General features: G+C 73.0%; 7 protein-coding genes. All 7 read left to right on the plus strand.

Annotated elements, in window-relative coordinates:
• Window positions 1-356 precede the first annotated feature (356 nt).
• The 7 genes from ACFC09_RS05235 to ACFC09_RS05265 all read left to right on the plus strand — a co-directional run bounded on the left by ACFC09_RS05235 (window position 357) and on the right by ACFC09_RS05265 (window position 15,167).
• Window positions 357-2,408 carry a serine/threonine-protein kinase gene (locus tag ACFC09_RS05235; protein WP_376524129.1) on the plus strand — a complete coding sequence of 684 codons (2,052 nt, stop codon included), beginning with the start codon at window positions 357-359 and terminating at the stop codon, window positions 2,406-2,408.
• Between the two features lie 166 nt (window positions 2,409-2,574).
• Window positions 2,575-5,598, plus strand: a complete 3,024-nt coding sequence (locus ACFC09_RS05240; RefSeq protein ID WP_376524131.1) for a protein kinase — start codon at window positions 2,575-2,577, stop codon at window positions 5,596-5,598.
• 143 nt (window positions 5,599-5,741) lie between these two features.
• A complete protein-coding gene (locus tag ACFC09_RS05245) occupies window positions 5,742-7,433 on the plus strand; it encodes a serine/threonine-protein kinase (protein ID WP_376524385.1) in 1,692 nt (563 codons plus the stop codon).
• Window positions 7,434-8,009: 576 nt separating this feature from the next.
• On the plus strand, window positions 8,010-9,674 hold the full coding sequence (locus tag ACFC09_RS05250) for a serine/threonine-protein kinase (RefSeq protein WP_376524132.1): 1,665 nt from the start codon (window positions 8,010-8,012) through the stop codon (window positions 9,672-9,674).
• Window positions 9,675-9,836: 162 nt separating this feature from the next.
• Window positions 9,837-11,195, plus strand: a complete 1,359-nt coding sequence (locus ACFC09_RS05255; RefSeq protein ID WP_376524133.1) for a serine/threonine-protein kinase — start codon at window positions 9,837-9,839, stop codon at window positions 11,193-11,195.
• Between the two features lie 196 nt (window positions 11,196-11,391).
• Window positions 11,392-13,077, plus strand: coding sequence for a succinic semialdehyde dehydrogenase (locus tag ACFC09_RS05260; protein ID WP_376524134.1), 1,686 nt, complete (start codon window positions 11,392-11,394; stop codon window positions 13,075-13,077).
• Between the two features lie 341 nt (window positions 13,078-13,418).
• Window positions 13,419-15,167 (plus strand): GMC family oxidoreductase N-terminal domain-containing protein, encoded by a 1,749-nt coding sequence (locus tag ACFC09_RS05265; protein WP_376524387.1) that lies wholly within the window; start codon window positions 13,419-13,421, stop codon window positions 15,165-15,167.
• Window positions 15,168-15,222 lie beyond the last annotated feature (55 nt).

Below are 15,222 nucleotides of genomic sequence, written 5' to 3' on the forward strand. Positions count from 1 at the left end.
CCGGGTGCGGGGGGGGGGGGCGCGCGGGGGGGGGGGGGGGGGCGGGGGGGGCCCCCCCGGCCGGACCTCGTCGCTCCGCTTCCGTGCGGCGCGGCCCTGCATCACTCGAACGGGTGCCGTGAACCGGGATCTTTGTTCGCGGCCCGCCCGTTTCAAGAGATGTGGGGGCGGGATTCGGCCAGGAGCGGGGAGGGCCCGCGGCCCGCTTCCGCCGTCGCACCCGGGCCGCGTGCGGCGGGCCGGGAGCAGGCGGTGGCGGACGGACGGGGGCAGGACGACGGGCACCCTGGGCGTCGGCCACTTGTCGGGTGAGAGACAATGGTGGCTCTGTCAGGGCGGGTTGCATGAGGGGACGCATGTCGGACGCGGAGCGGGCGGGGACATCCCGTCAGGACAAGAGCGGACGTCTCCTCGCCGGGCGGTACCGGCTGGGAGAAGTGCTCGGCCGCGGCGGCATGGGCACGGTGTGGCGGGCCGAGGACGAGACCCTGGGCCGGACCGTCGCCGTCAAGGAGCTGCGGTTCCCGTCCAACATCGACGAGGACGAGAAGCGGCGCCTGATCACGCGGACCCTGCGCGAGGCCAAGGCGATCGCGCGGATCCGCAACAACAGCGCCGTCACCGTCTTCGATGTGGTCGACGAGGACGACCGGCCGTGGATCGTGATGGAACTGGTGGAGGGAAAATCCCTCGCCGAGGCCATCCGCGAGGACGGCCTGCTCACGCCGAAGCGCGCGGCCGAGGTCGGGCTCGCGATCCTCGACGTGCTGCGCTCGGCCCACCGCGAGGGCATCCTGCACCGCGACGTGAAGCCGTCCAACGTGCTGATCGCCGAGGACGGCCGGGTCGTGCTCACCGACTTCGGCATCGCCCAGGTCGAGGGTGACCCGTCCATCACCTCCACCGGCATGCTCGTCGGCGCGCCCTCCTACATCTCCCCGGAGCGGGCCCGCGGGCACAAACCGGGACCGGCGGCCGACCTGTGGTCCCTCGGCGGCCTGCTGTACGCGGCGGTGGAAGGCGTCCCGCCGTACGACAGGGGGTCGGCGATCGCGACGCTGACCGCGGTGATGACGGAGCCCCTGGAGGAGCCCAAGAACGCGGGCCCGCTCAAGGACGTGATCCGCGGGCTGCTCACCAAGGACGCGGCCAAGCGGCTGGACGACGCGGGCGCCCGAGCCATGCTCAACGCGGTGATCCACGCGCCCGAGCCGGAGCCCGAGCCGGAGCCGCTCGACGCCACGCGGGTCGTTCCGCTGCCGGCGCAGCCCGACGGGGCCGCGGACAAGACCCCGTCGAGCGGCGGCAAGCGGAGCGAGGAGGCCGCGGAGAGGCTGCGCGGCGCGCTGCGTTCGGTGCGCAAGGCCGCGGGGGCGGCCACGGCAGCGGCCGCGAGCCGCACGGCGGGCAGCGGCGAGGTCACGGCGGCGGACGCGGACAAGGCCGCGCCGGACGCGGGCGCCCCGGCTTCCGGTGCGTCGGATGCGGCCGGCAGCACGGCCTCCCCGTCCGCCTCGGTCGGCCCGGCGGCATCGGGCGCGGACGCGAAGCCCGCGGCGGCGAAACCGAGTTCCGGATGGCCCGTGGTGCCGCCGCCGGATCTGCCGCCGCGGTCGGTGCCCCGGGCACCGCTCACGGACGTGGTGCCCAAGCGCACGTTGGTGATCATCGCCGTGGTGGTGGCACTCGTGGTGCTCGGCACGGTGCTCGCCCTCACCCTCGGTGACGACAACGGCTCCAAGAACGCGAAGGGCGGCGGGGACGCCAAACCGGTGGCGAGTGCGGGCGTCAGCGCGGACAGCAAGGACGACAAGAAGGCCGGTGGCACCGGCGCCGACGGCGAGACCGCGGACTCCTCGGCCACGGGCACGGCGGACACCGCGACGGGCTCCGCGTCCGGAGCGGGCGCCGACCCGAGCAAGAGCGCGGACCACGACGCCACTTCCGGCGCATCGAACTCCAGTGGCAACGGCGGAGCGCCCGTGGTGTCGACGCACCAGGGGAAGCAGTACTCCATCGGGCTGCCCGCGGGCTGGAAGTACCAGTCCTCGGACGCCGCCGGGGACCGGTTCACCGGACCCGACGGACAGAAGCTCCTCGTCGGCTGGACCAGCACCCCCAAGGACGACCCGGTGGCGGACTGGAAGAACCAGGAACGCGACATGAGACGTTCCCAGTACCAGCGGATCCGCATAGCGAAGGTGGACTACCGCGGCTGGAACACGGCCGACTGGGAGTTCACCTACGTGGACGGCGGCACGAAGTACCGCACCGTCGACCGGGGTTTCGTGGTCGACGGGCGCGCCGGATACGCGCTGATGTACACCGCGAAGTCCACGCAGTGGAACAGCGAATTGCGCACGGGCACCTGGAAGACGCTGACGGCGTCCTTCGAACCGAAGGTCTGAGACGGGCCGCTCCGGTTTCGGGGAGTGACAATCCGGTCAAGCCCTCAATGCGGGTTGCCTCCGGCACGTATCGTGAGTGGTTGCGGACCGTACGCATCCAGGAATCCCTACCGAACGGGCCGTACGGCGAACGGCATTGAGAGACAGGGCAGCCGGGGGAGGCAACGTGGACGACTACGCGGGTCGGGTGCTCGCCGACCGCTACCGCCTGCCCCTGCCGCCCTCCGACGAGTACGAACTCACCGAGACCCGCGCCTTCGACACCTACAGCGGGCAGGAAGTGCTGATCCGGCAGGTGCCGTTGCCGGAGGTCGTCGAGGCGGAAGTGCTCGACGCGGACGGGCTGCCCGACGGTTTCACCGCCCGTGACCACGGCTCGCGGCGGCCCCCGGAGGCCCGCGCGGCGACCCGGCGGCCCTTGGACCCGGCGGTGCGGCGCGCCGTCGAGGCGGCGCAGTCCGCCGCCCGTATCCCCGACCATCCACGGCTCGACCAGGTCTTCGACGTGTTCGCCGAGGGCGGTTCGCTGTGGATCGTCAGTGAATGGGTCGCGGCGCGCCCGCTGTCCGCGCTGCTGGTCGAGCACCCGCTGACGCCGTATCGGGCGGCCGAGGTCGCCTCCGACGTCCTGATGGCGCTTCGGGTGCTGCACGCGCACGGCTGGGTGCACCGCAACATCACCGCCCGTACGGTCCTGGTCTGCGACGACGGCCGGGTGATGCTGACCGGTCTCGCGGTCGGCGCGGCTGAGGAGGCGCTGTCCGGCTACGACCCGGTACCGCCTCCGGAGGAGCCGGAGGACACCGACCCGCAGGGCTTTTCCGGGCCCGGCGGACTTGTCGGGTCCGGCGGCCTTGTCGGCCCTCGCGGCCCCGGTGGGCCCGTCGGCCGGAGCGACCAGGCCGGGCAGACTCCGGCACCCCGCGGTGCGCTCGGGCCTGGCGGCGCGGTGGGGCCTGGCTTGTCGACCAGACCCGGTGGTGCGCTTGGGCCGGGTGGTCCCGGTGGTCCCGGTGGTCCCGGTGGTCCCGGTGGTCCCGGTGGTCCCGGTGGTTCCGGTGGTTCCGGCAGTGAGCTTGGGGCGGGTGGGGCTGGTCGTACGGGTGGCGTCCGTGGGCTGGCCGGACCTGGTGGGGCGTTCGGGTCCGGTGGTCCCGACGGGCCCGGTGGTGTCGTCGGGCGGGGCGGTTCCGCGGTGCCCGGCGGGAGCGGGGACGATGTCGGCCGGACCGGCGGAGGCGGCGGCGGGACGTCGGAGGGCGCCGATCCCGAGGCCGCCCGGCGTGCCGCGATCCAGGCGCGAGCCGTGGGCGGGCGTCCGGCGCCCGGTGCGGAGGGCACCGACGGGACCGGGACCCCGGGGGCGCAGGGCCGTCCCGCGCCGGAGAGCGGCGAGGACATCAGGGCCGCCCGTGCCGGGGCGATCGCCGCGTACCGGGCAGGCGCACGGGCCGCCGCCCGCGTACAGGAGGCACAGCAGAACGGGCGCCCCGCGCTGCCCGGAGCCCGGCCGCCCGCCGACGGCGACACCGGCGCCGCGTACCGGGCAGGGGGCCTCGCCCCGGCGCCGTATCCCCCCGGCCAGGACACGGACCGCCGGACCGGTGACATGCCCTCCGGACAGATAGCCGACCCCTATGGCGTGCGCGCCACGCCCTGGCACGGGGCGTCCCCGCGTGGCACCCAGGGCGGGGACCCGCAGCGGACGGCACTCCCACCGGGCAGCGCCACCCTCGGCACGCCCTACCCGTCCGGTACCGAAGACGGCCAGGCCCCCGCGCTGCCGCCCGCCGCGGACGGACGGCCGCTCCCGGCCGTCGGCGTGCCCCCGCAGGGCGGCCACCCGCCGGTGCCCCCCGGCACGGCCCAGCCGCCCCGGCCCGCCGCCGACTCCGCACCGGCGCGCGCCCACTGGGGCGGACCGGCCGTCCCCGCCGGGCGGGGCCCCGCCACCGCGCTCGCCGCGGAACGGGCGCGTCAGGTGCGGATGACCGTGGTGGGCCCGGTGACCGAGCGCTGGGCGCCCGAGCAGGCCGGACCGGTGCACGAGAACTGGCAGTTGGCCGCCCCGATCGGTCCCGTCACCGACCTGTGGGCGCTCGGCGCGCTGCTGTTCAGAGCCGTCCAGGGCCACGCGCCGTACCCGGAGGAGTCGACGGCCGAGCTGGTCCAGCTGGTGTGCGCGGAGCCGCCCGCCTTCGCGGAGGAGTGCGGGCCGCTGCGCCCGGTCGTCGAGTCACTGCTGCGCCAGGACCCCACCGAGCGCCCCGATTTCGAGGAGCTGAGCGGCTGGCTGCGTTCGCTGGTGCGGTCCGCGCCCGAGCCGGACGCGGGTACGCACGTCGTCCCCGCGCCGCCCGCCGACCCGAAGCGGCTGCCGATACTGCGCCGCCGCGGCGAACTGGTCCGCAGACGGCGGGCCCGGCTGCCCGCCGACAGCCCGCACGGACGGCACAAGCGGGCCCGGGAACAGACCGGTTCCCCGCGCCGCCTGGGCCGCAACCTGCTCCTGCTGGTCCTGCTCCTGATGGTGGGCGGGGTCGCGTACGCGATGCTGTTCCTGCCGAAGGCGGGCAGCACCGGCGCCTCCGACGGCAACCGGACCGGCACCACCGGACAGATGGGCCGGACGGCCACGCCCTCGGACGAGCCGGGCACCGGCCCCTCGGCGGGCGCGTCCGAGGAGTCCTCGTCGGCGCCTTCCCCCGAGACGCAGACCACCTCCGGCGCCTCCGTCGCGGGCGGTTTCACCCTGCGCGACGACCCCGACGGCTTCCAGATCGCCGTCGCCGACGGCTGGGACCGCACGCCCCGCAACGGCCGCGCCCAGGTGGTCTACAGCCATGGTGACTTCCAGCTCATCGTCGTACCGGGCCGGGACAGCACGGCCGAGTACGGCAGCGACCCCATGGTCTACCAGCGGGACAAGGAGAGCGAGCTGCAGCCCTACCGTGCCTCCAGCTGGGCCACCGCCTCCGGCCTCAGGACCATCGAGGTGGGCGGCCGGACCATGGCGGAGGGGCAGTTCACCTGGACCGACGAGCAGGGGCGCGACCTGTTCGTCCGCAACATCGCGATCCTCTTGAACGGCCGTTACCACGTGGTGCAGGTGCGCGGTCCGGAGGCCCAGCGGGACGAGGTGACGAGGCTGTATGAGCAGGCGTCGCAGTCGTACAAGTTCACCCGCTGACGCCCATCCCGGATCGGTTCCCGCGGGCTTGCGGAAGCGAAAACCGTCACAGTGCGGTCTCCGTGGTGCCCCGGATGTTCCATGAACGTCAGCCGGTCCTTAGTCTGAGCCTGTCAAGAGCATTGCGGGGCAACGTGAATCAGATGCAGGGCCTGCTCATCGCGGGCCGCTACCGGATCGCCGAATCCATCGGCAGCGGGGGCATGGGCCGGGTATGGCGTGCACACGACGAGGTGCTGCACCGGGCGGTCGCCATCAAGGAGTTGACCGCCGCCCTCTATGTCTCCGACAGCGACCAGGCCGTGCTGCTCGCCCGTACCCGGGCGGAGGCCCGCGCGGCGGCCCGCATCAACCACTCGGCCGTCGTCACCGTGCACGACGTACTCGAACACGACGGCCGTCCGTGGATCGTGATGGAGTTGGTCGAGGGCAACTCGCTGGCCGACGAGGTCAAGGAGCGGGGGCGGGTCGAGCCGACGGAGGCCGCGCGCATCGGGATATGGGTGCTGCGGGCGCTGCGCGCCGCGCACGCCGCCGGTGTGCTGCACCGGGACGTCAAGCCGGGCAACGTACTGCTCGGACGGGACGGCCGTGTCCTGCTCACCGACTTCGGCATCGCCCAGATAGAGGGCGACTCCACCATCACCCGCACCGGCGAGGTCGTCGGCTCGGTCGACTACCTCGCCCCGGAGCGGGTACGCGGCCACGACCCGGGCCCCTCCTCCGACCTGTGGGCGCTGGGCGCGACGCTGTACACGGCGGTGGAAGGCAGGTCGCCGTTCCGCCGTACCTCACCGCTGTCCACCATGCAGGCGGTCGTCGAGGAGGAGGCCGGGGACCCGGTCCACGCCGGTCCGCTCGGGCCCGTCATCACCGCTCTGCTGAGCAAGGACCCCGCCGACCGGCCGGACATGGGGGAAGCGGAGCAGATGCTCGCGGAGGCGGCGGAGGGCCGGCGGCCCGGCGCCGCACAGGCGTACGTGCCGACGCAGAACGTGTCGGTCCACCCGGCGGAGTACATCGAGTACCGCTCGGCCACCGGGACCGGCTGGTCCAACTCGGCGATACCGCCCGGCCCCGGCCCCGGCACGGTGGCGACGGCACAGGACCACGCCGCGGTACCGGACGACACGGCGGCACCGGCCGGACCTCGGCCCCGGCGCCGCCGTCTGCGCACCTTCGCCCTCGTGGTCGCCCTGGCCGCCATCCTGGGCGGGGGCACCGCGGCGGCGCTGCACCAGTTCGGCTCCGCGAACAAGGACGACGGCGCGGCCCTGACCACGCCGGACAGCACGGGCACCGCGGCACCCGCCGGCGGCGGCTCCACCCCCGCCCCCTCGGACGGCGCGTCCGACCCCGCCGGCTCCGTCCCGGCCGACTGGAAGACCGTCAACGATCCGCTGGGCTTCAGCCTGGCGCTGCCGAAGACCTGGGAGCGGGAGGTGTACAGCATCAAGGGCGACCTGAAGCAGATCGACTACACACCCGACGGCGGCGAGCACTTCATCCGCATCTCCGTCGACGGCTCGCCGGACTTCGCTGACCCCTACCAGCACCAGATGGACCTGCAACAGCAGTTGTCGGGGCTGGTCGACTACCAGCAGGTGTCCCTGGAGCAGAACACCTACCGCGACCGCCCGGGGTCGCTGTGGGAGTACACCTGGAACGCGCAGGCGAAGGACACGCAATTCCCGGGGCCGCGGCACGCCATCGACGAGGCGTACATGTCCCGGGACGGCATCGAGTACGCGATCTACATGTCGTCGCCCGAGTCGGATTGGGCGACGACGAACGAGCAGTTCAAGACGGTTCTGCAGAGCTGGCAACAGCCGTAGCGGCGTCCGGTCGGACGAACATCCTGGTCCCCGGGCCGTCGGCCTGGGGGACCGGGGTTCGGATCCTGCCCGGTTCGAACGGCCATGACAGGGCCCGGCCTCACCGCCCTCGGCCTCACCGTCCGCAGCCGCCCCACCTCGGGCTTCACCGCCCCGGGCTCCCTGGGCTTCACCACCCCGGATTTCACCGCCCCCTGCCTCATCACCGCCGGCCACGTCGATGTCCGGTTTCTCGTCCGCGGGCCGCGATCAGTGGGGCGGGGCCGAGGGCGACCACGAGCCGGTCACCGAAGGACTGACTTGAGGCATGACCCAGGGAAACGACCTGGCGACCCGAGGAACGACCCGAGGAACGACCCGAGGAACGACCCGAGGAACGACCCGAGGAGCGACCTGAGGAAAGAGTCGAGGGACGACCTGCGGAATGAGCCGAGGAACGACCTCGGGAATGACTCAGGGCGACGACGAGCAAACAGTTCCCCCTGAGTGCCGCAGAGTCGGCAACCGGCCGAAGACTGACACGCTTGGCCGGTCGACGCCCCGGAAGGGGAGCGTCCGGTGCGGCATGATGGCCTCATGGGGACCGACGGGGACGACTTCCGCGTGATCGCGGACCGTTACCGCCTGGAGGCCAGACTCGGGCGTGGCGGGATGGGCGTCGTGTGGCGCGCGGCCGACCAGTTGCTGGGGCGACTGGTGGCGGTCAAGGAACTCACCCAGGACGCCTCCCTCGCGGACGACGACGCCCGGCTCTACCGCGACCGCACCCTGCGTGAGGCCCGCGCGGTGGCCCAGCTGCACCATCCGCACATCATCGTCGTGCACGACGTCGTCGAACACGACGAACGCTCCTACATCGTCATGGAGCTGATCGACGGCGTGTCGCTCGCCGACCGGATCGCGGCGCACGGACCGGTCGACGCCGACGAGGCCGCACGCATCGGCATCGGCCTGCTCAGCGCGTTGCGCACCGCGCACGCCGCCGGTGTCCTGCACCGCGACATCAAGCCCGCGAACGTCCTGATTGAGTCCGACACCGACCGGGTCGTCCTCACCGACTTCGGGATCGCCCAGGTCGCGGGCGCCACCACGCTCACCGAGACCGGCTCCTTCGTGGGCTCGCCCGAGTACACCGCGCCCGAACGGATGGCGGGGACCCGGACCGGGCCCGAGTCCGACCTGTGGTCGCTGGGCGCGTTGCTGTGTGCGGCGCTCAGCGGCGAGTCGCCGTTCCGGCGCGACTCGCTCGGCGGCATCCTGCACGCCGTCGTGTCCGACGAGATCCGGCCGCCCGCGCAGGCCGAGCCGCTGCTGCCGGTCGTCCGGGGCCTGTTGGAACGCGACCCGGAGCGGCGGCTGGACGCGGCGGAGGCGGAGCGGATGCTGCGCGTGTTCCGGGAGACCGGCCGCACACCGCGGCCGACCGGCGTGTCCCGGCCGGCCAGCCTGTACACGCCGACCCAGCGGGACGTGCCGAGGCCCGCGCTCCCCGACCGGCAGCCGGTACGGCCGTCCCCGCGGGCCGTGCTGGTGGCGGCGCTGCTGGTCGCGGCGATGACCGGGGCGGGTGTGTCGGCGGCGGTGCTGCTGCTCGACCGCAGCGGAGAGGGTGGCGGCACGCCGGGGCCGGCGCCGGGCACGTCGGCGAGCGCGTCCACCTCCGCAACCGCGTCCACGTCGGCAACGGCGTCCACAACGGTGACCGCGTCCGGGTCGGCGACCGCGTCCGGGCCGTCGAACGGGCCGCCCTCGCCCACCGCGGCGGCCGACCACCCCGTCACCACCTCCGGCATCCGCCCGGCACCCGCGGGCTATCGCACCGCGCAGGACCCGGCCGGTTTCTCCTTCGCCGTACCCGAGGACTTCACCCGCGAACGCCAGGGCGAGCGCGTCTTCTACCTGTCCCCGGGGGAGACCTTCCGGCTCGGCGTCAAGGTCACCGCCCCCGGACCGGGCGGCCCGCTCGGGGTGATGCGCCGGGCGGCGGACCAAGGCCCGCGCACGAACCCCGGTTACCGCGACGGCCGGGTCATCCGTACGACGCACGACGGACTCCCGGCCGCGCTCTGGGAGTTCAGCTGGGGCGGCTTCAACGTGGTGGAAGGCCCGCGGCACACCTACGACCTCTGCTGGGAGGAGAACGGCCGGCTGTACGACGTGTGGGTGTCGGCTCCGGTGGGGAAGGCCCGCGAGGCCCGGGAGTACTTCGACGTGGCACTCGACACCTTCGTCCGGGAATGACGCCGCACCCACGAGGCGACCACGCACCACTCGCTCTGCGACGCCACGGTCACGCGGTACGAGGGGCACCGGATCGGCCACCGTGGGACGAAGGCCGACGACACGCGCGGGCGGTGGCCGCCCGCGTCGACAAGGGCGCGCCGCGCACGGTACTGATGGGGCATGAGTGATGACGGTGCGGATGCACCTGTGGCCGACGGGCGTCTGATAGGCGGCCGGTACCGGCTGTTGGAGCGCGTCGGCTCCGGCGGAGCACCCGACGGCGCCGCCACCGGCAGGGTCTGGCGGGCCGTCGACGAGGCGGCCGACCGCGAAGTCGCCGTCAAGCAGCCGCTGTCGCCGCTGTCGCCGCTGTCGTACCGGCCGGACCCGCCGAGCCCGCCGGACCTGCCGAGCCCGCCGGACGCGTCGTACCCGCCGAGCCCGCCGAGCCCGCCGAGCCCGTCGGACCCACCGGACCCGCGCGTCGCCAATCGGCTCCAGCATGAGGCACGCGCCGCCGCCCGGGTGGATCACCCGTCCGCCGTCTCCATCCTGGACGTCGTCCTCGACGACGGGCTCCCGTGGATCGTCATGGAGTTGATCCATGGCGAGTCGCTCGACACGGTGCTGCGCCGCGGTCCGCTGCCGCCCGCCGAAACCGCGCGCATCGGCCTCGCCGTTCTCGGCGCGTTGCGCGCGGCGCACGCCGTCGGCATCGTGCACCGGGACGTCAAACCGGCCAACGTCCTGATCGAGTCCGGAACGGACCGCATCGTCCTCACCGACTTCGGCACCTGGTACGGCAGTCCCACGGAACCCTCCGACGCCGTCGACCCGCTCGGCCCCCTCGGCCGCCCCCGTGACTTCCTCGCCCCCGAGCGGATGTCCCGGCCGGGCGCCGGACCCGCCTCCGACCTCTGGTCCCTGGGCGCGCTGCTGTACGTGACCGTCGAGGGCCGTGCGCCCTTTCCCCGGACGACCGCCGGTTCCGGGCCCGGACCTTCAGCCTCCGCAGCCTCTGTCTCCGTAGCCTCCGTCTCCGGAACCTCTGTCTCCGTAGCCTCCGTCTCCGGAACCTCTGCCTCCGCAGCCTCCGTCTCCGTAGCCTCTGCCTCCGCAGGCTCTGTCTCCGGAACCTCTGCCTCCGGAACCTCTGCCTCCGTAGCTTCTGGCTCTGTAGCTTCCGCGTCCGTAGCCTCCGCGTCCGGTGTGCTTCCGTCCGGCGTGCCCTTGTCCCGCCTGTCCGAGGCCACGGCCGCCGACCCCCGGCCTCCCGGCTACGAACGCGCCGGTCCGCTCGGTCCGTTGCTCACCCGGCTCCTGGCGCGTGAACCGGCCGACCGGCCGGAGCCGGACGAGGTCGCTGCCGCACTGCGCGCCGTCGCCACGGCGGAGCGTGCAGGTGAGCGTGAGCGCGCGGATGAACGCGAGCGTGCGGGCGAACGGGAGAACGCGGGTGAGCGTGAGCGCGCGGATGAACGTGACCGCGCGGGCGAACGTGAGAACGCGGATGAACGTGAGAGCGCGGGCGTGCACTGAGGCGCGGGCGCGACCCGAGTGACGGCGCGCTCCTTCGTGCGTGTCGCCTCTAGGCCCCGCCACCGGCCCACCACCTACGTACAACGCCCTGATCAGGCTATTTGTTGCCAGTGATCACTGGCGGCATGTGAGCACTCCGTGAATGGCCGTTACCGACGGGTACCCAAAGTTTCCGCTCCGGAATACCCTGCCGCTCATGACCGACTCGCAGGCCCAGGACGACTCGCAGGTCCAGGACGGTTCTCCGGCCCAGGACGATTCGCAGACCCGGGAACAGGCGCCGGCGCCGACCGCGGCCGGCACCAATCCCCTGGCTCCCGCCCCGGAAGGCGTGCGGACCGCCGCGGACGTGGTCACGCCGGAGCTGGTCGCCCAGCTCACCAAGGGCGTCATCGGTTCCGGCCGGACCGCCAACCACACGCCGTTCACCGGTGAGAAGCTGGCCGACCTGCCCGAGTCCACGCCCGAGGACGTACTCAAGGCGTTCGAGGCGGCCCGCGTCGCCCAGGCCGTATGGGCACGGACCCCGGTACGGCAGCGGGCCGCCGTGCTGCTCCGCTTCCACGACCTGCTGTTCGAGCGGCAGGCCGAGGTCCTCGACCTGATCCAGCTGGAGACCGGCAAGGCGCGGCTGCACGCCCACGAAGAGGTCCAGGCCGTCGCCATCGCCTCCCGGCACTACGGCCGCAAGGCGCCCGCCTACCTCAGGCCCAAGCGGCACACCGGTGCGGTGCCCACCCTCACCAAGGTCACCGAACTGCGCCACCCGCGCGGGGTCGTGGGCCAGATCGTCCCCTGGAACTACCCCCTGGAGCTGTCGGTCGGCGACGCGCTCCCGGCCTTCGTCGCCGGCAACGCGGTCGTGATGAAACCGGACACCGAGACCTGCCTCACCGCGCTGTGGGCCCGTGACCTGCTGATCGAGGCCGGGCTCCCGGCCGGCGTCTTCCAGGTGGTCCTCGGCGACGGCCCGGTGGTCGGCCCGGAGGTGGTCAGGCACGCGGACTACGTCTCCTTCACCGGTTCCACCCGCACCGGGCGCGAGGTGGCCCAGGGCGCCGCCGCCCGGCTGGTCGGCGTCTCCCTCGAACTCGGCGGCAAGAACGCCATGCTGGTGCTGGCGGACGCCGACATCGAGAAGGCCGCCGCGGGCGCCGTCCGCGCCTGCTTCTCCTCCGCCGGGCAACTCTGCATCTCCATCGAGCGGTTGTACGTCCACGAGTCGGTCGCCGACGCCTTCCTGGAGCGGTTCGCGGCCCGTACGAAGGCCATGCGGCTCGGCAGCTCCCTGGCCTACGGCGCCGACATGGGCTCGCTCGTCGGGGAACGCCAGTTGGCGACCGTGCGGCGACATGTCACGGAGGCCGTGGCGAAGGGCGCGAAGGTGGTCGCCGGCGGGGTGGCCCGCCCGGACCTCGGGCCGTACTTCTTCGAGCCCACCATCCTCGACGGCGTCGAGGCGCCGATGGCGGTGTGTGCCGAGGAGACCTTCGGCCCGGTCGTGTCGGTCTACCGGTTCACGACCGACGACCAGGCGGTCGAGCACGCCAACTCCACGCTGTACGGGCTGAATTCGTCGGTGTGGACGAAGGACGCCGGCCGGGGCCGGGCCGTCGCCGCGCGGCTGCGCACGGGGACGGTCAACATCAACGAGGGCTACGCGTCCGCGTACGGCAGCGTGCAGTCCCCGATGGGCGGCATGAAGGAGTCCGGCCTGGGCCGCAGGCACGGCTTGGAGGGCATCCTCAAGTACACCGAGTCCCAGACCGTCGCGCAGCAGCGCCTGCTGCCGCTGGCGCCCTCGCTGGGCATGGACGACGAGAAGTACGCGGCGTTCATGAGCACGAGTCTGCGGGTCATGAAGGCACTGCGGCTCAAGTAAGGGGTCGCGCGCCGCGGGCGCGGCAGACCGCGTGTACGGCCACGGACGGCCGCGCGCACGGCCCATTCGCTCCAAGCACTGCACACTCAAAGGGGAGAAGGCACGTGCCTGAGGACGCTTCCGCGCAGGACCACGAGGTGCAGGACCACGAGGCCCAGGACCACGAGGCGCGGGACCACACCGCGCCGGATCGGGCCGCACAGGACCACGACGCGCGCGATCACGACCCACACGACCCGGCCCCGGCCCCTACGCCTGCGCCTGCGCCTGCACCTGCACCTGCGCCTGACCATGCCTACGTCCACGCCGACGACTATGACTACGACTATGACTACGACGTCATCGTCGTCGGCTCCGGCTTCGGCGGCTCCGTGACGGCCCTGCGGCTGACCGAGAAGGGCTACCGCGTCGGCGTCCTCGAAGCGGGTCGCCGCTTCACCCGCGAAACCCTCCCCAGGAACTCCTGGGACCTCAAGAACTACCTCTGGGCGCCCAAACTCGGCATGTACGGCATCCAGCGCATCCATCTGCTCGGCAATGTCATGGTCCTCGCGGGCGCGGGTGTGGGCGGCGGCTCGCTGAACTACGCCAACACCCTCTACGTACCGCCGAAGGCGTTCTTCGACGACCCGCAGTGGAAGGACATCACGGACTGGCAGGAGGAGCTGAAGCCGTACTACGACCAGGCGCGGCGCATGCTCGGCGTACGACTCAACCCGACCATGACCCCCTCCGACGTGCACCTCAAGGCCGCGGCGCAGCGGATGGGCGTGGGCGACACCTTCCATCTGGCCCCGGTCGGCGTGTTCTTCGGCGACGGCGAGGACGCCGACGGCAGGGCGGAGGCGCGGCCGGGGGAGCAGGTGGCCGATCCCTACTTCGGCGGTGCCGGCCCGGCCCGCAGCGCCTGCACCGAGTGCGGCGAGTGCATGACGGGCTGCCGGCACGGGGCGAAGAACACCCTCAACGAGAACTACCTTCACCTCGCCGAGCAGGCGGGCGCGGTGGTGCACCCCATGACGACGGTCGTGTCGGTCACCGACGACTCGCGGGGCGGCTACGCGGTGGCGACCCTGCCGACCGACGACCGCAAGAAGGGTGAGGGCCGGACCTTCACGGCCCACCGGGTGGTGCTGGCCGCCGGTACCTACGGCACCCAGACCCTGCTGCACCGCATGAAGGCGAGCGGACAACTGCCGTATCTCTCCCGCCGGTTGGGTGAACTCACCCGCACCAACTCCGAGGCCCTGGTGGGCGCGCAGACCGACGACCGGCGCTACCGGAAGGCGCACGGCACCGCGCGGGCCGACTTCACCCGGGGCGTGGCGATCACGTCGTCCATCCACCCGGACGCCGACACCCACATCGAGCCGGTCCGCTACGGCAAGGGCTCGAACTCGATGGGCGGGCTCTCGATCCTCCAGGTCCCCTACGCCGAGGGCTCCTCGCGCGTCCTGGCCTGGCTGGGCAGCGCGGCCCGGCACCCATGGCTGGTGGTCCGTTCCCTGTCCAACCGCCGCTGGTCGGAGCGGACCATCATCGGCCTGGTGATGCAGTCCCTGGACAACTCCCTGACGACGTATCTGAAACCGGACGGCGTGGGCAAGGGGCTGCTCACCGCCCGGCAGGGCCATGGCGCGCCCAACCCCAAGCAGATCAAGGCGGCTTCGCAGGCGGCGTCCGCGCTCGCGGAGGAGATCAACGGCTTCCCGGGCAGCAACGTCGGCGAGCTGATGGGCACCCCCCTCACCGCCCACTTCCTCGGCGGCTGTCCGATCGGCGACTCGCGCGAGACGGGCGTCATAGACCCGTACCACCGGCTGTACGGCCACCCCGGCATCTCCGTGGTGGACGGGGCGTCGGTGTCGGCGAACCTGGGCGTCAACCCGTCCCTCACCATCACCGCGCAGGCCGAACGGGCGATGTCGTACTGGCCCAACAAGGGTGAGGCGGACCCCCGACCGGTCCAGGGGGCCGGCTACGAGCGCCTGGAGCCGGTGGAGCCGCGCAGTCCGGCGGTCCCGGCGGACGCCTTCGGTGCCCTGCGCCTGCCGTTCCTGGGGATACCGGCGGTGCCGCCCCAACAGTAGGCCGGAGACGTGCGCCGACCACCGACCGTGAGCCCGAGAACAGAGGAGAGGGAGC

The sequence above is a fragment of the Streptomyces sp. NPDC056161 genome, from assembly GCF_042268025.1.
Taxonomy (GTDB): Bacteria; Actinomycetota; Actinomycetes; order Streptomycetales; family Streptomycetaceae; genus Streptomyces.